The sequence below is a fragment of the Serratia myotis genome (assembly GCF_027474885.1).
GTDB classification, from domain to species: Bacteria; Pseudomonadota; Gammaproteobacteria; order Enterobacterales; family Enterobacteriaceae; genus Serratia; species Serratia proteamaculans.
In genome coordinates this window covers 1504105-1521627 of sequence record NZ_CP099707.1, presented here as the reverse complement: position 1 = coordinate 1521627, position 17523 = coordinate 1504105, and the positions used below count along the sequence as shown (strand labels likewise).

At 57.9% G+C, this 17523-nt stretch carries 15 protein-coding genes; 3 read left to right on the top strand and 12 right to left on the bottom strand.

The window, feature by feature from the left end; genetic code table 11:
• Nucleotides 1-44: 44 nt before the first annotated feature.
• Nucleotides 45-683: an RES family NAD+ phosphorylase gene (locus tag NHG65_RS07155; RefSeq protein ID WP_085115807.1), complete on the bottom strand. Its 639-nt coding sequence runs from the start codon at nt 681-683 to the stop codon at nt 45-47.
• Nucleotides 676-1452, bottom strand: a complete 777-nt coding sequence (locus NHG65_RS07150; RefSeq protein ID WP_489844574.1) for a hypothetical protein — start codon at nt 1450-1452, stop codon at nt 676-678. The genes NHG65_RS07155 and NHG65_RS07150 overlap by 8 nt, the downstream gene beginning before the upstream one ends.
• A 124-nt stretch (nt 1453-1576) precedes the next feature.
• Between NHG65_RS07150 and NHG65_RS07145 the strand changes: the two genes are divergently transcribed.
• Nucleotides 1577-2089 carry a GNAT family N-acetyltransferase gene (locus NHG65_RS07145; protein ID WP_499183099.1) on the top strand — a complete coding sequence of 171 codons (513 nt, stop codon included), beginning with the start codon at nt 1577-1579 and terminating at the stop codon, nt 2087-2089.
• 4 nt (nt 2090-2093) lie between these two features.
• Here NHG65_RS07145 and acpA read toward each other — a convergent pair whose 3' ends face one another.
• Together acpA and NHG65_RS07135 are read right to left on the bottom strand one after the other, a co-directional pair.
• Nucleotides 2094-3800: an acid phosphatase gene (gene acpA, locus NHG65_RS07140; protein WP_499183098.1), complete on the bottom strand. Its 1707-nt coding sequence runs from the start codon at nt 3798-3800 to the stop codon at nt 2094-2096.
• Between the two features lie 275 nt (nt 3801-4075).
• Nucleotides 4076-4483, bottom strand: coding sequence for a DUF2165 family protein (locus tag NHG65_RS07135; RefSeq protein WP_499183097.1), 408 nt, complete (start codon nt 4481-4483; stop codon nt 4076-4078).
• A gap of 132 nt (nt 4484-4615) precedes the next feature.
• Here NHG65_RS07135 and NHG65_RS07130 point away from each other — a divergent pair, with 132 nt between their 5' ends.
• Nucleotides 4616-4879 carry a type II toxin-antitoxin system ParD family antitoxin gene (locus NHG65_RS07130; RefSeq protein WP_219015688.1) on the top strand — a complete coding sequence of 88 codons (264 nt, stop codon included), beginning with the start codon at nt 4616-4618 and terminating at the stop codon, nt 4877-4879.
• Entirely contained in the window at nt 4864-5163 is a 300-nt protein-coding gene (locus NHG65_RS07125) for a type II toxin-antitoxin system RelE/ParE family toxin (protein WP_499183096.1), read from the top strand. Before NHG65_RS07130 ends, NHG65_RS07125 begins: the two co-directional genes overlap by 16 nt.
• A 9-nt stretch (nt 5164-5172) precedes the next feature.
• Here the strand turns inward: NHG65_RS07125 and urtE are convergent, their stop codons facing one another.
• From urtE to atzF, 8 genes are all read right to left on the bottom strand, one after another.
• Nucleotides 5173-5871 carry an urea ABC transporter ATP-binding subunit UrtE gene (gene urtE, locus NHG65_RS07120; RefSeq protein ID WP_219015686.1) on the bottom strand — a complete coding sequence of 233 codons (699 nt, stop codon included), beginning with the start codon at nt 5869-5871 and terminating at the stop codon, nt 5173-5175.
• An 8-nt stretch (nt 5872-5879) separates the two neighbouring features.
• Nucleotides 5880-6686, bottom strand: a complete 807-nt coding sequence (gene urtD / locus NHG65_RS07115) for an urea ABC transporter ATP-binding protein UrtD (protein WP_170924997.1) — start codon at nt 6684-6686, stop codon at nt 5880-5882.
• Nucleotides 6683-7759: an urea ABC transporter permease subunit UrtC gene (gene urtC / locus NHG65_RS07110; protein ID WP_219015685.1), complete on the bottom strand. Its 1077-nt coding sequence runs from the start codon at nt 7757-7759 to the stop codon at nt 6683-6685. The genes urtD and urtC overlap by 4 nt, the downstream gene beginning before the upstream one ends.
• A complete protein-coding gene (gene urtB / locus NHG65_RS07105; protein WP_499183095.1) occupies nt 7759-9339 on the bottom strand; it encodes an urea ABC transporter permease subunit UrtB in 1581 nt (526 codons plus the stop codon). The genes urtC and urtB overlap by 1 nt, the downstream gene beginning before the upstream one ends.
• Before the next feature lie 63 nt (nt 9340-9402).
• Nucleotides 9403-10671 (bottom strand): urea ABC transporter substrate-binding protein, encoded by a 1269-nt coding sequence (urtA, locus tag NHG65_RS07100; protein ID WP_099063988.1) that lies wholly within the window; start codon nt 10669-10671, stop codon nt 9403-9405.
• A 53-nt stretch (nt 10672-10724) separates the two neighbouring features.
• A complete protein-coding gene (locus NHG65_RS07095) occupies nt 10725-11435 on the bottom strand; it encodes a GntR family transcriptional regulator (protein WP_207975888.1) in 711 nt (236 codons plus the stop codon).
• Between the two features lie 51 nt (nt 11436-11486).
• Nucleotides 11487-15110 carry an urea carboxylase gene (uca, locus tag NHG65_RS07090; protein WP_499183094.1) on the bottom strand — a complete coding sequence of 1208 codons (3624 nt, stop codon included), beginning with the start codon at nt 15108-15110 and terminating at the stop codon, nt 11487-11489.
• 2 nt (nt 15111-15112) lie between these two features.
• Nucleotides 15113-16942 carry an allophanate hydrolase gene (gene atzF, locus NHG65_RS07085; RefSeq protein ID WP_207975893.1) on the bottom strand — a complete coding sequence of 610 codons (1830 nt, stop codon included), beginning with the start codon at nt 16940-16942 and terminating at the stop codon, nt 15113-15115.
• Nucleotides 16943-17523: the final 581 nt, after the last annotated feature.

Here is a 17523-nt window from a genome sequence, read left to right as displayed (position 1 = left end):
GGGTTTGTTGCGGTCAGAAATGCGCAATGGGTACCCTCGAAAAATTAATCATCTTCCAGCAGAGTAATGCCCATTTCATCGGCCAGCTCAAACAGATGTAATAAAACGCTTTTATCTATTACTGATACCCTATTACCAGTAATAGATAACTCGTCTCCATTCAAACGGTCGCCAAACAGAATATAGGCATTGCCAGGATGTTGTTTTGACGGCCAAATCAGCCCATGAATATCTTGATGTTGCTCATGAATAGCTTCAGCCCACTTGCGCGTTACCTGATAGTCCGTGGCATCGCAATGCGCGACCTTTTTAGAGGCTCTCATTTTGGCCAGGCCAGGTTGATCTAATGCAGCAAGTTGCAATTCGGTATTCACCAACAGTTCTGTATGAACCAAACCCACCAATCGTCTGACGTTGAACTCAACATGTTGTTGTGAAAAATCGACATCATGCAAAGGGACTTCGCACAACGCCACCTTGGTAGTATCGCCAGCATAAATTGTGGCGATCACGTTATTGTGTTGGTCGAAAATTGGACTAAATCGTGCGTCGCCTCCTGGGCTATCATTGAAAGCATTGCCAGCGTACTTTTCTCGATGAATTCGATAAAGCGGCGTCCCTGCCCCGACAATTCGCTTATTAATATTGACCTTTCCTACCGGGGGAAATAAGTCATCAGCCATGCTGTGCCCCCGCTTTCTCTATAAGAGCAGCATGTAACACGGCAGCGGGTTCTTTCTTCATCACGTCTTTAGGCTTTTTACCGCCCAGCCAGCTATTGGCCGTCCCCATCCAGCTCGCAATTGTCCAGGCGCTGGTGCCGTCACCAAAGACGGTCAATATGTCTTTGAGGATTTTTAGTGGCTGGTAAGCCTCATCCAGCGCGTAAGCCGGATAACGGTCGTGGCCTTCAACGTTGATCGCAAAAATCTTCCCACGTTGCTTCCAACCGTTTGGGCCTGCGCTGCGGTTGCGATTTTTAAAACCGGCCCTGTCGGAGAGTTCGGCTGATGTCAACCAGTGGGCATCTTCCAGGAGGTACTGGCGAAGGTCCTGCTTCCTTGCTTCATTCCTGCCCTGAAACTCGGGAAAACCCGCAAAAATGCTGGCGGCAGGCATACCGTTGTCGCTATCGACATCCCCTCGTACTGCCGGTAGCTTCCCGGCTGTAGACTTGGTCACCATATCCCATGCAATCTCCAGCATTTGCATCGCCGCATTGGGATCCACTGCCGGGTCATTGATCATTTCGGTTAGTTTTTTTCTCAGGGCGCTATTACCGGCGTCATTGTTGCTATCCGATTTGGTTGTATGAGCATCGGGATCAATTTCAATCACCAAGAATCGCGCCGAATGCTTACTTGGCTTAAGATGTTGCAGCTGATCGGCAGTGAGCATTTGCATAACAGTACGATGTCCCTGACGACGATGGGTTTGCTGTTTGGCTGTCATACGCCCTCCGGCAGACAGATATTGAGTATATTGAGTATATCTCGTATACCCTGAGTTGTCTAAATCTTCACCAGTGCGGCGATTCCCTTTCAGGTTGCCTGCCGTTTCTCACCAAGAGGTTCATATGTTCAGTATCCGCCAGGCTTTGAGCGGTGATTTAGCGCAGGTTCGTGATGTGGGGATTCGTACTTATCAGGCCCATTTTGGCGAACTTTGGCACCATAAAGCGGAACTCGATGCTTTTCTGGCGCAAGACTTTGCCGTTGAGGCACTGGAAAAAACGCTGCAGGATACGGAAGTTTGCTGGCTATTGGGATATGAAGACGACAATCTGGTAGGTTATGCGCGGCTGAATTTCAACAGCCTGCTGGCACCGACCCAAACAACCGGGGCCGAATTGCAGAAAATCTATTTCCTGCCGGAATATGCCGGCCGGGGTTACGGCCAGCACTTTTTTGAACAGGTGCAGCTTCGGGCGATCGAACGTAAGCAGCAAACGCTGTGGCTGGAAGTGTTACAGCGCAATACCAGCGCCCAGCGCTTTTACCAACGCCAGGGGCTGAGTATTTGCGGTGAGACCTTTTACACCAGCGCCCAGGGTTCCATCGGTATCTGGTATATGTCCAAGCCGCTGTAACCCCTTATCCCGGAAACTCCAGCGCGCCGGTCAGATCGCCCAGCGGTTTCTGGCTGCGCGCCGCCATTGCCTTATCCCGTTCCGTTAGCCCGTCCAGCGGCGGCAGATCAAACACCCGGCTGATTAATCGCAAAATTGACCCGGTGTCATACACCTCATGGTCAACGTAGCCTTTACGGGCGAATGGCGAAATCACCAACGCCGGGATACGTGAGCCTGGGCCCCAACGATCGCCCTGCGGAGGGGCCACATGATCCCACCAGCCGCCGTTCTCATCGAAGGTAATCACTACCACGCTATTTTCCCACTGCGGGCCGTTGCGCAGGCTGTTGATGATATGGGCGATATGGCGGTCGCCGGCCTCCACATCGGAATACCCGGCGTGCATATTAAGGTTGCCCTGCGGCTTGTAGAACGCCACCGGTGGTAAAGTTCCCGCCTCCACCGCGGCCAAAAATTTATTGCTGCCGGTTGAATCGCCAATGCCGCCGTCACGTAAATGCGCCTCGCGTGCCTGTGGATTGCCCGGCCCCAGATTTTCGAAATAGTTGAACGGCTGATGGTGATACTGAAAGTCTGGCGCACCGGGGAAATCGCCCTGATCCTTGCGGTTGTCCAGCGCGTATTGCCAACCCCCGGCGTACCATGCCCAGTCGATCCCCTTCTGACTGAGTAAATCGCCGATGTGCGGGTGCTTCTGCGGCGGCATCACGTTGGGCATGGTAGCGTCCGCCAGCGTCGGATCTTTCTCATCCTGAGTCCACGACGGCCAGTACGGCGGTGCCATGGTGTTGACCGCATAGCCGTCCGGCGTCAGCAGGCTCTTGCCAAACAGCGGGATACCAAACGAAGCGCTAACCGGCGAGTCGCCCAACGGCTTCAGGCGCGAGTCCGTCACGTCATCGCTTTCCAGCAGGGCAATGCCGTCTTTGGCGACTGAGTTTTGTACCTCGGGGTAAAACGGCGGGCGGGCGCAAATCAGATACTGGTGATTCAGGAAGGAGCCGCCAAACGCCCCCTGGAAGAAGTTATCGCACAGGGTAAATTCCTGCGCCAAGGTCCACAACCGCAGGTTGTAAGCATCGTCACCGTAATAACCCATGGTCAGGGCACCGGAATCGGCCCAGGCAACAAACTTGTCGTTTTTGCCGCCGTTAATCTGCATCTGGTTTTGATAAAACACATGCCACAGATCGCGCGTGACCACGCCGTGCGGCAAGTTCTCACCCTGCGGCCCGGTCAGCACAAACGGCTGATTCGGTAATTGATTGGTGAATACTGCATCTTCGTCGATTTTGTAATTAACATGCCCGACTTCCTGCTCTTTTGGCACCAGGCCTTTCCAGATCGGTGGCAAAGAATCCAGTAGCTTATCGTCACGATCGCGCTGCTGGTACTCCTCCGGCTTAAGTGCCGACAGCGGTTTTTCTACTCCGGGGAAATTGGCGAACAGGTTGTTGAAACTGCGGTTTTCGGCGTAGATCACCACCACATTTTTCACATGACGCCGCAGCAGTGGGTTTTGTGCGCCGGTCGGCAAAGTGTTCAGTACCACTTTCTTGTTGCCGTCAGCTGCGGCCCTGGCCAACGGCACAATCGAGGCACCGACCCCCAACACCGTCGCACCTGCCAGAAAACGCCGACGCGCCGGATTGCTCGGCTGCTGCTGTTGCGCCGACGCCGGCAGATCCTTATCGGATTTATCGCTCATATTTATCCCTCGTAAAATTTTTAACCTATTGATTTGTTATAAATTTATTTAATAGTCATTATGCTATGGCACAACTATGAACGAAATGTGACAAGACCTGGCAGGTTAGCATTTGGCAACACTTTCGCGAACATCGCCGCAGTTTTATCAAAATCCTGCGACTTCACGGCTTAGCGAGCGTCACGTTGCAGCATCAGAAACAGCAAGGCCAGCGTATTGGGCACCATGTACAGCATCGCCCCCAGTTGCACCGCTAGCGGGTTTTCCTTGGCCTGCTAGGCCATAAACCAGTCGCCTGCGACCACCATAAAACCGAGCCCCCACACCGCAATCGCGCAGAGTGTGCCCAGCATGGCCCAGGCTTTCCCCCTGGCAAAGGCCGCGTAAGGTTGGCGCAGATGTTTCAGCATCAGCATCACACCCAGTGCCGCGGTGATACCGGCCACAGACTCCAGCACAGTGATCATCGCCAATCCGACCCGCCCGGCCCATTCCACGCTGACGGCGCGCCACATTAAGCCGGGAACCTGATAGGTATCCTGCATGGCAAGCAGCGGCGCCACGGCATGTTGGGCGGTACCAGCAAAATCGGCGGTATTGTTCAGCAGACTGAAGATCCCCCAAAGAGCCGGGAACAGTGACAGGACGATGCAACCCAGACGCGACATGGTGATTTCGTTCATAATTATCCCTAATTTATGATGATGTAAAACCCAGAGTTCCTTGTATTGTTGCCACTTTAGACTCCCCAGTTTTAACGTGCATAATGTAAGAACTAATCTTACAATGATTAAGAGAATAGCGGAGGGGAAAACATGGGCAGAACATTAACAGTGGATCTGGGTGAAGAACTGCGTAACTTTGTTGAAGGTCTGGTAGCCAGCGGCGACTACCGAACCCCCAGCGAAGTTATTCGTGAATCGGTGCGCACCCTGCGTGAGCGCACCGCCGCCTCAAAACTGGAAGAGCTACGCCGTTTGATCGCCGAGGGGGAGAACAGCGGAGACGTTGTGGAATGGGATCGTGATGTGTTCATGGAAAGAATACGGAGCAAAGCTAAAGGATGCGCAGAAAAATAACGATCAGGCCAAAAGCATTGGCTGATATGGAAGATATCTATTTGTATGGTTTGGCGCGGCACGGATTAACTGCTGTCGAAGACTATCTAAACCATATTCACGATACATTCGATAATTTAAGTCATCATCAAATTGGCAGGCGCATTGAATCAATAACCGATGATCTCTGCGCTCTGCCGGTAGGAAAGCATATTATCTACTTCCGAGACGACGCTCGGCAGGTGAGAATTATCAGGATATTGCATCACTCCCGGGATCCCTTCCGCCAACAATTTATCGGGTAGCATCACCTCTTATATCGCCACCAGCCCGCGCACGCCGTCTTGCTCCATCGCGCTGCCTGCACCGCGCTGGACAATGCTGCCACGCGACATCACAAGATAACGGTCCGCCAGCTCGGCGGCGAAATCATAAAACTGCTCCACCAGCAGGATCGCCATATCCCCTCTTTCCGCCAACTGTTTGATCACCGTGCCGATCTCTTTGATCACCGAAGGCTGGATCCCTTCCGTCGGCTCATCGAGGATCAACAACTGCGGTCGGCAGGCCAGCGCCCGCCCTATCGCCAACTGTTGTTGCTGGCCACCGGAGAGATCGCCGCCACGCCGATCTTTCATCTGCAACAGCACCGGGAACAGTTCATAGATATGATCCGGTACCTTGCGGGCCTGACTGCCAGAAAAGCGCGCCAACCCCATCAGCAAGTTTTCCTCCACCGTCAGGCGACCAAAGATCTCGCGCCCCTGCGGCACATAGGCGACGCCTGCCTGTACCCGCTGGTGCGGTTTTCTGCCGTTGAGGCTTTCGCCCTGCCAACTGATACTGCCGCTCTTGGCCGGGATCAGCCCCATCAGGCACTTCAACAGCGTGGTTTTCCCCACGCCGTTGCGCCCCAGCAGGCAGGTCACTTCGCCGATATGGGCTTCAAACGACAGGCCGCGCAAAATATGGCTGCCGCCGTAATATTGATTCAGTTCGTTCACTTGCAACATAGCTGCTCCTAGCGCCCCAAATACACTTCGATCACCTGCTCGTCGGCCTGCACCTGCGCCAATGAGCCCTCCGCCAGCACCTGACCCTGATGCAGCACCGTGACGTGGTCGGCAATGGTTTCAACAAACCCCATATCGTGCTCCACCACCATCAGCGAATGCTTGCCCGCCAGCGAGCGGAACAGTTCGGCGGTGTACTCGGTTTCAGCATCGGTCATGCCAGCCGCCGGTTCATCGAGCAACAGCAGGTGCGGTTCCTGTACCAGCAGCATACCGATCTCGAGAAACTGTTTTTGCCCGTGAGACAGCAACCCGGCGGGACGATGCCGTTCATGGCCGAGCCGCAGGGTTTTCAGCATGTCATCGATGCGATCGCGTTGTTCGCTGCTCAGTTTGGCGCGCAGGCAGGCCCATACCGACTTCTGGGTTTTCTGGGCGATCTCCAGGTTTTCGAACACCGTCAGCGCCTCAAATACCGTGGGTTTTTGGAACTTGCGACCAATGCCTGCCTGGGCGATCTGCATCGGATCCAGCGCGGTCAGATCAACGGTTTGATCGTAAAACACCCTGCCGCTGTCCGGTCGGGTCTTGCCGGTGATCACATCCATCAGCGTGGTTTTCCCCGCGCCGTTAGGCCCGATCACACAGCGCAATTCCCCCACGCCAATCTGCAACGACAGATCGCTCAGCGCACGGAAACCGTCGAAGCTGACGTTGATCTTGTCGAGCAACAGCACCGGATCGGTTTGCTGGCGGTATTTATCGGCCGGCAGCGGCTGAGTGAACAGCTCTTCGGTCATTTGCAGCGAATTCATTGTGGTTTCCCTCTGCGCAGCAGGCCAATGACCCCTTTCGGCAGGAACAGCGTGACGATGATAAACATCAGGCCGAGGAAGAACTGCCAGTATTCCGGAATGGCCATGGTGAACCAGCTCTTGGCACCGTTGACGATACCGGCCCCCAGCAACGGCCCCACCAGCGTGCCGCGCCCGCCGAGCGCAACCCAGATGGCGGCTTCGATCGAGTTGGTCGGCGACATTTCGCCCGGGTTGATAATCCCCACCTGTGGTACATACAGCGCCCCGGCCAGCCCACACAGCACCGCCGACAGCGTCCAGACAAACAGTTTGAAGCCTTTCGGATCGTAACCGCAGAACGTCAGGCGGTTTTCCGCATCGCGTACCGCCGTCAACACCCGACCGAACTTGCTGCGTGCCAGAGCAAAGCCGATTGCCAAACTGGCAGCCAGCAGCAGCACCGTGGTCAGGAACAGCGCCACCCGCGTGCCGGTCGCGGTGATCGGGAAGCCCAGCAGCGTCGTGAAACCGGTAAAGCCATTGTTGCCACCAAAGCCGGTTTCGTTACGGAAGAACAGCAGCATACCGGCGTAGGTCAACGCCTGGGTCATGATGGAGAAATACACCCCTTTGATTTTTGAGCGAAAAGCGAAGTAACCGAAGATAAAAGCCAGCACCCCGGGCACCAGCACGATCAGGCACAGCGCCCAGGCGAAATACTGGGTACCGCTCCAGAACCACGGCAACTCGTTCCACGACAGGAAGGCCATAAATCCCGGCAGGCCATCACCCGCCGCCTGGCGCATCAGGTACATGCCCATGGCGTAGCCACCGAGGGCAAAAAACAGCCCGTGCCCCAACGACAGCAGCCCGGCATAGCCCCACACCAGGTCGAGCGCCACCGCCACCACCGCATAACACAAAATTTTACCCACCAGCGTCAGGGTATAAGTGGAGATCGCCAGCGGATGGTCTGCCGGCAACAGCGCCAGAAACGGCATAATCAACAGCGCCAGCAACGCCAGTCCGCCGATGCCCAGCGCCAGTCGGGGTGCCTTTTGCACGCCGGTGACAGTCAATGGTTGGCTCATCAGTCGATCACCCTGCCCTTGAAGGCGAACAGTCCCTGAGGACGTTTTTGGATAAACAGCACGATCAGCGCCAGGATCAGGATCTTGCCCAATACAGCACCAATCTGCGGTTCAAGAATTTTGTTGAGGATACCGAGGCCAAAAGCCGCCACCACGGTACCGGCCAGTTGGCCGACGCCGCCGAGTACCACCACCAGGAACGAGTCGATGATATAGCCCTGGCCCAGTTCCGGCCCGACGTTACCCAGTTGCGACAGCGCCACTCCACCCAGCCCGGCAATGCCGGAGCCCAGACCGAACGCCAGCATATCGACACGGCCGGTGGGCACACCACAGCAGGCAGCCATCGCACGGTTCTGGGTCACGGCACGCACGTTCATGCCGAGGCGGGTTTTATTCAGCAACAGCCAGGTGAGTGCCAGCACCAACACCACAAACAGGATCACCGCGATACGGTTCCACGGCAGCACCAGATTCGGCAGTAACTGAATGCCGCCCGACAACCAGGCCGGGTTGGCGACCTCGACGTTTTGCGCGCCGAACAACACCCGAACGCCCTGGATCAGCACCAGGCTGATCCCCCAGGTCGCCAGCAGGGTTTCCAGCGGCCGACCATACAGATGACGGATCACCGTGCGCTCCAGTGCCATGCCAATGCAGGCGGTGATGGTGAACGCCACCGGCAACGCCACCAGCGGATACAGCGCCAGCCACTGCGGCGCAAACTGCTGAAACAGTCCCTGTACCAGATAAGCCGAGTAAGCACCGAGCATCAGCATTTCGCCGTGCGCCATGTTGATCACCCCCAGCAGGCCATAGGTGATCGCCAACCCAAGCGCCGCCAACAGCAGGATCGAGCCAAGCGACAGGCCGGTAAACGCCTGGCCAATCAGGTCGCCGATCATCAGCCGGTGTTTCACGCTGGTCAGGCTTTTCAGCGCTTCGGCACGCACGGCGGCGTCCGGTTCATGGCTGGCATCGGTCAATGCCTGCAGCCGGGTTTGGGTTTCCGGCGCGCCCGAACTGCCAAGCAGTTGCACCGCATTGAGGCGCACTTTGGCATCGGCGTCGGTCAGTTGCAGATTGGCCAGCGCGATGCTCAGCGCGTCATGCACCCGGCTGTCTTTTTCCTGCGCCAGGCGTTGGGTCAACAGCGGTAGCTGACTGTTTTGCGCCTCTTGCTGCAGAGCCTGCGCCGCCTGTAAACGCAGCGCCGGATCTTCACTGACCAGCCGGTGTGCCGACAGCGCGTTGGCAATCAGTATCCGCAGCCGGTTATTCAGCCACAGCTTCTTCGGCGTACCGACCGGGGCAGCGCTACCCTCCAGCGGCTGATAGCGATCGCCCTGCTGGATAAGGGCATGTTTGGCCTCGTCGATCACCACGTTTTCCTGCTTTAACGCCTGCAGTAATGGCAAACGCGCAGCATCCGGCGCGGTCGCCCACGCCTGCAATAATTTGGCCTGCTGCGTACGGTTGGCCGCAGCAAAGTCATCGGCCGGCCCCGCCTGCGCGAACATGGGCAGGCAGCCCAGCAATAACCACAGATGCCTGAGATGGCTTAAAGATAAAAGTTTCATCCGATGTCTCTTCGCAATAGGGCATGGCTCAGTCAGCCCCCCGCCGTAACGGGAGGCCGGGCATTACTTACCGCCTTTGACCGGGCTTTCCGACTTTTTGTCGTTGCCGGCAATGTACGGGCTCCACGGCTGAGCGCGTACCGGGGCATCGGTCTGCCACACCACGTTGAACTGACCGTTGCCTTCAATTTCACCGATCATCACCGGTTTGTGCAGGTGGTGGTTGGTGGCGTCCATGGTCAGGGTAAAGCCCGAGGGTGCGGCGAAGGTCTGTCCGGCCATCGCGGCGCGTACCTTATCCACGTCAGTGGTACCGGCCTTCTCAACCGCCTGCGCCCACATGTGGATGCCGACATAGGTGGCCTCCATCGGATCGTTGGTCACGGCAGTGGCATAGTTCGGCAGGTTATGCGCCTTGGCATAGGCTCGCCATTCGCTGACAAACTGCTTGTTGGTCGGGTTGTCTACCGATTCGAAGTAGTTCCAGGCCGCCAGGTTGCCCACCAGCGGTTTGGTGTCGATGCCGCGCAGCTCTTCTTCCCCCACCGAGAAGGCGATCACCGGTACATCGGTGGCTTTGATGCCCTGATTGGCCAGCTCTTTGTAGAACGGCACGTTGGAGTCACCGTTGATGGTGGAGATCACCGCCGTTTTGCCGCCGGCGGAGAATTTCTTGATGTTGGCGACGATGGTCTGGTAGTCGCTGTAGCCAAACGGCGTATAGACCTCTTCGATATCTTTATCCTGAATACCTTTCGAATGCAGGAAGGCGCGCAGGATCTTGTTGGTAGTGCGCGGATACACGTAGTCGGTGCCCAGCAGGAAGAAGCGTTTGGCCGAGCCGCCGTCTTCGCTCAGCAGGTATTCCACCGCCGGGATCGCCTGCTGGTTAGGGGCGGCGCCGGTGTAGAACACGTTAGGTGACATTTCTTCCCCTTCGTACTGCACCGGGTAGAACAGCAGGCCGTTCAGCTCTTCAAACACCGGCAGCACGGATTTACGCGACACCGAAGTCCAGCAGCCAAACACCGCCGCCACTTTATCCTGGCTCAGCAACTGACGCGCCTTTTCGGCGAACAGCGGCCAGTTGGAGGCGGGATCCACCACCACCGCCTCGAGTTTTTTACCCAATACGCCACCCTTGGCGTTAATGTCATCAATGGTCATCAGCGCTACATCCTTGAGCGGCGTTTCAGAAATGGCCATGGTGCCGGACAGCGAACTCAGGATGCCGACCTTGATGGTATCGGCCGCCTGCACGCCCCAAGCCATCCCCATGCCAATCATGGTGGCGGACAGCGCAAAAGCTTTTATAAAGTGACGACGTTGCATAATTCAAACTCCTGATGTGTGATAGAAAACCAACCTTCTTTTTTAAGAAAAACTCACGTAGGACTGTCTGGTAGCTGGAGGCGTGCTTGATGCAACATGTGTAAAGTTATTTTTCTGACCTCAGCCTTACTGACGGCAATATGGTTGCTGAGCAGCGTTTGCGCCTCCTCGGTTTGCTGTTGCAAGATTGCCCGCAAAATCGCGGCGTGTTCGTTATAGGTCGCCGCCACCCGGCTACCCTGAGTGAAATCCAACCGACGAATGATGCGGATCTTCTCGGTCAGATCACGATGGATACGCGCCATTTCGCCATTGCCCGCAGCCTCCACCAGCGCCATGTGAAACTGCTCGTCGTGCAGCGAAACGGTCTTGCCGTCCTCCAGCCGCGGCTCGTCGATCCAGAAACTGCTGAGCGTCTCCAGTTGCAACGGCATTTCGCCCGCCGGCCGTGCACACAGGCGTTTTACCGCCTCACACTCCAGCACGATGCGCAGGTCATACAGTTCCTCGAAGTAGGCAAAATCGAATGGCCGCACCTGCCAACCACTGCGAAAATGCACTTCGACATAGCCTTCGCGCTCCAGCCAGAACAACGCCTGACGCACCGGCGTACGGCTGACGTCCATGCGCAGCGCGACTTCGTTTTCGCTAAAGCGATCGCCCGGTAGCAGCTGAAAATCAAAAATGTCGTCCTTGAGCTGCAGATAGATACGTTCCGCCAGCCCCTCCGGTCGCGCCTTGCTGCGGTTATTGGTGATTTGCATCGTATTCCTCTCTGCGGGCGCAGCCTGCCGCGCCGCGACGATTAAAAACGGTTAACTGGCGTGCTCCAGCCACAACAGGGCGTCGCCCGGCCCGACAGGCCGCCCCTGCTGACAACTGATGCGCTTAATGATCCCGGCGCGCGGTGCAGTGACCGCCAGCTCCATTTTCATCGCCTCGACCACGATCAGCGGCTGACCGGCTTCTACCTGCTGTCCCGGCTCCACCAGGATCTTCCACACGCTGCCGTTCAGGTCGGCGCTGACCAGATAACCGTCCACGTCGTCCTCATCAATCTGCAGCGGCAACAGTTGGGCCTCGGCTTCGCCTTCTTCTTCCTGCCAGCGCGTCACCTCGTGGCTGAACGCCTGCTGCTGATGCTGCTGGAAGGCGCTGATATCTTCGGCGTTGTCCACCAGGAAACGGCTGTATTCGGCAAAATCAAACTCGCTGTCCTCGATGCGGATCTGCGCGCGCCCTTCACGGAACGCCTCGCGCTGTTCATCCAGCTCCTGCTCGCTGACCGGGTAGAAACGCACCTGATCAAAGAAGTGCAGCAGCCAGGGTTCACCGGCGGTGAACTGCGGGTTTTTGAGGAATTTGTTCCAGATTGGCAGCGTGCGCCCGACCAGTTGGTAACCACCCGGCGAATCCATGCCATAAATGCACATGTACATGCCGCCGATACCGACCGTGCCTTCGGCGGTATGGGTACGCGCCGGGTTGTATTTGGAACTGAGCAAGCGGTGACGCGGGTCAATCGGCACCGCGCAAGGTGCGCCGAGATAAACATCACCCAGCCCGAGGATCAGGTAACTGGCATCAAAGATGATGTCGCGCACCTGCTCACGCGTGCTGAGCCCGTTAATGCGCTGGATAAAATCGACGTTGTTCGGCAGCCAGGGGGCGGACGAACGGACCGTCTGCTGATAGCGTTCTACCGCTCCCAGAGTGGCTGAATCTTCAAACGCCATCGGCAGATAAACCGTGCGCGTCGGCACCTTCAGTTGGCTGACATCCCCCAGCGCCTGCTCGCGCGCCAGCAAACGCGTCAGTAAATCGGCCTGACCGAGCACGCGGCTGTCGTAGCGGATCTGCAGCGATCGCACGCCGGGCGCTAACTCCTCAACGCCGGGAATGACATCCTGCCTGAGCGACTGCATCAGCAGATGAATGCGTAATCTCAGTGCCAGATCGAGTACGTTGTCGCCGTACTCCAGCAAAATGTAGCCGTCCCCTGCCTGGCGATAGACCACTGCAGGGCGGCTGTCGGTGGCCGGTAACGCCGCCAGAATGCTGGCCGACCCGGTGGCTCCCGGAGTCAGATCCGGTGCAGCCAGGGTAATCGCCTTTACCGCCGCCAAGGCTTCGATGCTGCCGAGCTGCGCTTGCTCCAGCGACTGCGCCTGTTTGAAGCCAATCGGGTGGAAGCGGATGCGATCGCCCGGCTTCACCTGACCGACCTTCCACAATTCGGCCCTGGCGATGGTCACCGGACAGACAAAGCCACCGAGGCTCGGCCCGTCACGGGTGAGGATCACCGGGAAATCGCCGGTGAAGTTAATCGCACCGATGGCATATTCGCAGTCATGCACGTTGGACGGATGCAGCCCCGCCTCACCGCCGTCCTGCCGTGCCCACTCGGGTTTTGGCCCGGACAGGCGTACGCCCAGCCGGTTGGAGTTGTAATGCACCTGCCATTCGGCAGCGAAGAAAGTCTCGATCGACTCCGGGGTAAAGAAATCCGGCGCGCCGTGCGGCCCGTACAGCACGCCGATGTTCCACAGGTTGCCGTACTCGGGGATCAGGCTGTCATCCATTGCCTGCGGCGCGGCGATCGGCGCAGGAGTCGTGATGGCGGCCAACGTCGGTTGGGACACCGCCAGCATGTCCGCGACCCGTAGAGTACGCCCGGCGTGACCGCCAAACTGCCCCAGCGCGAAGGTCGAACGGCTGCCCAGATACACCGGCACGTCGAAACCGTTACGCACCGCCAGATAGGTGCGGCATCCGTGCTGAGCGCGGCCCATCGTCAGCACCTGCCCGGCCCGAACCGCAACCGGCTGCCAGTAACCCAGCGCTTCGCCGTCCAGATCCGCCGGGCAGTCCGCCCCGGTCAGGGCAATGGTGGCATCGCAGTGGAAACGTAAGGTCGGCCCCTGCAGGGTAAACTCCAGTCCGGCGGCGCTGGGGTGGTTACCGACAATGCGGTTGGCCAGCCGGAAAGCAAAGTCGTCCATCGGCCCGGACGGCGGTACGCCGATATCCCAATAACCGAGACGGCCCGGGTAATCCTGCACGCTGCTGTAGGTCCCCGGTTGCAATACTTCGATGCTGCTGGGCTGGAAACGGAAGCTGTCCAGCATGCGGGTCCACACGCTGCCGGTCTGGAATTCGGCGGTGGCAATCACCTGCCGCAGGTAATCCAGATTGGTGGCAATGCCGTGCAGCCGGGTAGCGTCCAGCGCCACGCGCATTTTCTCCAGCGCCTGCTGGCGATCCTCGCCGTGGACAATCAGCTTGGCGATCATCGGGTCGTAAAATGCCGACACTTCACTGCCGGTAGCGACCCAACCGTCAACCCGCACGGACTCCGGGAAATGCACCTCGGTCAATACGCCCGGGCTGGGCTGGAAGTTCTTCAGCGGATCTTCGGCATAAATGCGCACTTCAATCGACGCACCCTGCGGCGGACGTTGCAGTGCCGCCCAGTCCAGCGCATCCCCCGCCGCCACCTGCAACATGCATTCGATCAGATCCAGCCCGGTGACCATCTCGGTGACCGGATGCTCCACCTGCAGGCGAGTGTTCACCTCGAGGAAATAAAATTCGTCGCGTGCGCCGTCGTAGATAAACTCCACGGTACCGGCGCTGCGATAATTAACCGACGCTCCCAGCGCCACCGCCGCCTGATGCAGCGCCTGACGAGTGGCCGCAGGCAGGTTGGGTGCCGGGGTCTCCTCCACCACCTTTTGGTTGCGACGTTGCAATGAGCAGTCACGCTCGCCGAGCGCGACCACCCAGCCCTGACCGTCGCCAAAGATCTGCACTTCGACATGGCGCGCCTGATCGACAAAGCGCTCGATAAAGGCCCCAGAGTCGCGGAAAAACTGCTCACCCAGCCGTTTCACGCTGTCGTAGGCTTCACGCAGTGCGGCTTCGTCATCGCAGCGCGTCAGGCCGATACCGCCACCGCCGGCGGTGCTTTTCAGCATCACCGGGTAGCCAATCTGGCTGGCGGCGTTGACCGCCTGCTCAACGCTGTCCAGCAGGCCGGTGCCCGGCGTCATCGGCACCTGCGCCACCGCCGCCAGCTCACGCGCCCGGTGTTTCAGGCCGAACTCGCGGATTTGCGACGCCGTTGGGCCGATAAAGGCAATGCCCGCCGCTTCACAGGCGTCGGCAAACTCAGCGCTCTCGGAGAGGAAGCCGTAACCGGGGTAGATCGCCTGCGCGCCGGTTTCTGCCGCCGCCGCCAGAATCTTGTCGATACACAGGTAGCTGTCGCCGGGTTTTTCACCGCCGAGTGCCACCGCCAAGTCGGCTTCGGTGACGTGCGGAGCATTGCGATCGGCATCGGAATAGACCGCCACGCTGGTCACGCCCAGACGTTTCAGAGTGCGGATGGCGCGACAGGCGATTTCGCCACGGTTGGCAATCAGTACGGTAGAAAACATGATCAAGCCCCCTTCAGGCTGGCGACATAGTTGCGCCAACCGCCAAATTCAGTGATGTCCGTGGCGCCCTGTAGCGCCCAGGGTTCGCAGATAAAGCCCTTCACCCGGCGACCGTCCGCCAGCAACAGCGTGCCGATGCCCAACGGCGCCGGGATTTCCGCCACGAATTCGCCGAAACGCGCCAGCGGGATATCCCACAGCTCGACATCGATAGCGGCCCCCTGTTCGGTTTTGGCCAACCCCGGCTTTGGCGGCTGAGTATTGGCTAACGCGTACAGCCGGTAGCACGGCGCGGTGGTGGTTTGTTCCACCAAAGCCGCCGCACGTTGTGTGAGCTGGAAATTCAATGGCATTCCACTGAGGTGGGCACCCACCACCGCCACCCGCACGTGCTGGGTCGAAGGTATAAGGGATTGCGAAGGTGGCAGCGGGCGGCCGGTGGCGCCCAACGGCAGATCCTGCGCCTGTTGCCAGCGCAGGCCGAACGCGGCCAGCGCCCGATCGTGCCAGGCGGGGGCGACCAGCGTGATACCGGCGGGCAGGCCGTCGTCACGCATCGACGCAGGCAGCGCCAGCGCGCTCAGATCGGCCAGGTTGGTGAAATTGGTGTAGGTACCAAACTGCGAGTTGAACAACACCGGTTCCTGCTCCATTTCCGCCAGCGTGCGGATGGTCGGTGAGGTCGGCACCACCAGCGCGTCGAAGGGAGCCAGCCGCTGTTCAATCTGCCGTGTCAGTTCGGCACGCAGATATTCCGCCTTATAGGCATCGCAGGCGCTGTACTTCAGGCCGTTATTGACGATGCCGCGCACCACCGGGTTGATGGCCTGCGGGTTGGCACTCAGCATCTTTTCGACCGCCACGGTGCGTTCCGCCACCCAGGGGCCGTAATAGAGCTGCTCCGCCAGTACGCGGAACGGGGTAAAATCGAGGGTTTCCAGCGTCACGCCGCAGCGTTGCAACTGCGCCAGCGCCCGTTGAAAAGCCCGCTCGGCCTGAGTATCGCCAAAAAACTCGAGCTGCGCGGGCACTGCAAGGCGTGGCGCCGCGGGCAGGTCCGCCGGGGCGGTATGGGGATTGATACGGGAATAGGCGTCGGCGGCGTCGTAGCCACCCGCCAGTTCGGCCACCAGCGCGGCGTCCGTCACCGTCAGAGCAAATACCGACACCGTGTCATTCAGCCGACAGGCGGGTACCACACCTTGATTCGATAACCAGCCCTTGGTCGGTTTCAGGCCGACAATATTGTTGAATCCGGCCGGGACACGCCCTGAACCGGCGGTATCGGTACCCAGTGAGAACGGTGTCAGGCCGCGCGCCACCACCGAGGCCGATCCAGAACTGGAGCCGCCGCTGACGTAACGGCTGTCGAAACTGTTTACCACCGCACCGTGCGGGGAACGGGTGCCCACCAGGCCGGTGGCGAACTGATCGAGGTTGGTTTTACCGATCACCAGGGCACCGGCGGCGCACAGATTGGCGACGACGCTGGCGTCTGCCGTCGCCTGATAGGCAAACTCCGGACAGGCGGCGGTGGTCGGCCAGCCACCGACGTCGATATTGTCTTTAACCGCAAAGGGCACGCCAAACAGCGGCAGACGGCTGATGTCACCGGCGACGGCTTCAAGCCGTTGTGCCAGTCGTTGGCACTGCGCCTCCAGCTGTGCCGCGTCGGCAAGATACAGCCAGGCATTGTCATCCGCAGGGAGATCGGTAGCCCATGCAGCCAAAGTAGCGCGCACGCAGGCCATGCGCTCGCCCGCCAGGCGGGTGTGATAATAGTGTTGCCATTCACCGAGGGTGAAACCGCGTAGATTTACAGGCTGAGTCATTGGCTGAATTCCATCTGGTACACAAGATGGGATTCAACAGAGCAACCGGCGTGCCAATTTTTAATTGGCTGATTCTAATAAATTATAAGAAAAACTTATCTTAAAACAGAGAAAACCTGCACCAGCCACGGGCAAGCGGCGAACAAAAAAGGTGCAATAAACCGCTATTATGCCGATACAAAAATGTTTTTCTTAAATTAACCCCAATCTATGTGCGTGTGTTGGAATACCAACTTACGATTAATCAGAAATAATTAGCCTGTGGTTTTAATAAATTATTTAATTACAAAACAATGCCATCAACCAACTTCAAGCTAAAATCAACCGGAGCACAATGAATTACAAAGAACCATGAAAACACCAATTAAGTTTCAACCTTAATTAAAAATCCAGAATTAAAAACCATAAAATAACCGACATATGTTTATAACAAAATGGACTTTAAAATAGAGCATTTAACCAAGCCCACCTCGATATAGAAAACTTTACACAAACCCTGCTTATCATTCGCACAATGATTGGACTAACCTAGGTCTGGAGTTTTTGCTAGTGGCGGCGGCCTGCACGTCAGCGCCGAACTT

Excerpts from the sequence above, each read along its gene's own strand:
- NHG65_RS07155 (WP_085115807.1), bottom strand. The coding sequence starts at position 683 with ATGGCTGATGACTTATTTCCCCCGGTAGGAAAGGTCAATATTAATAAG.
- NHG65_RS07150 (WP_489844574.1), bottom strand. The coding sequence starts at position 1,452 with ATGACAGCCAAACAGCAAACCCATCGTCGTCAGGGACATCGTACTGTT.
- NHG65_RS07145 (WP_499183099.1), top strand. The coding sequence starts at position 1,577 with ATGTTCAGTATCCGCCAGGCTTTGAGCGGTGATTTAGCGCAGGTTCGT.
- acpA (WP_499183098.1), bottom strand. The coding sequence starts at position 3,800 with ATGAGCGATAAATCCGATAAGGATCTGCCGGCGTCGGCGCAACAGCAG.
- NHG65_RS07135 (WP_499183097.1), bottom strand. The coding sequence starts at position 4,483 with ATGAACGAAATCACCATGTCGCGTCTGGGTTGCATCGTCCTGTCACTG.
- NHG65_RS07130 (WP_219015688.1), top strand. The coding sequence starts at position 4,616 with ATGGGCAGAACATTAACAGTGGATCTGGGTGAAGAACTGCGTAACTTT.
- NHG65_RS07125 (WP_499183096.1), top strand. The coding sequence starts at position 4,864 with ATGCGCAGAAAAATAACGATCAGGCCAAAAGCATTGGCTGATATGGAA.
- urtE (WP_219015686.1), bottom strand. The coding sequence starts at position 5,871 with ATGTTGCAAGTGAACGAACTGAATCAATATTACGGCGGCAGCCATATT.
- urtD (WP_170924997.1), bottom strand. The coding sequence starts at position 6,686 with ATGAATTCGCTGCAAATGACCGAAGAGCTGTTCACTCAGCCGCTGCCG.
- urtC (WP_219015685.1), bottom strand. The coding sequence starts at position 7,759 with ATGAGCCAACCATTGACTGTCACCGGCGTGCAAAAGGCACCCCGACTG.
- urtB (WP_499183095.1), bottom strand. The coding sequence starts at position 9,339 with ATGAAACTTTTATCTTTAAGCCATCTCAGGCATCTGTGGTTATTGCTG.
- urtA (WP_099063988.1), bottom strand. The coding sequence starts at position 10,671 with ATGCAACGTCGTCACTTTATAAAAGCTTTTGCGCTGTCCGCCACCATG.
- NHG65_RS07095 (WP_207975888.1), bottom strand. The coding sequence starts at position 11,435 with ATGCAAATCACCAATAACCGCAGCAAGGCGCGACCGGAGGGGCTGGCG.
- uca (WP_499183094.1), bottom strand. The coding sequence starts at position 15,110 with ATGTTTTCTACCGTACTGATTGCCAACCGTGGCGAAATCGCCTGTCGC.
- atzF (WP_207975893.1), bottom strand. The coding sequence starts at position 16,942 with ATGACTCAGCCTGTAAATCTACGCGGTTTCACCCTCGGTGAATGGCAA.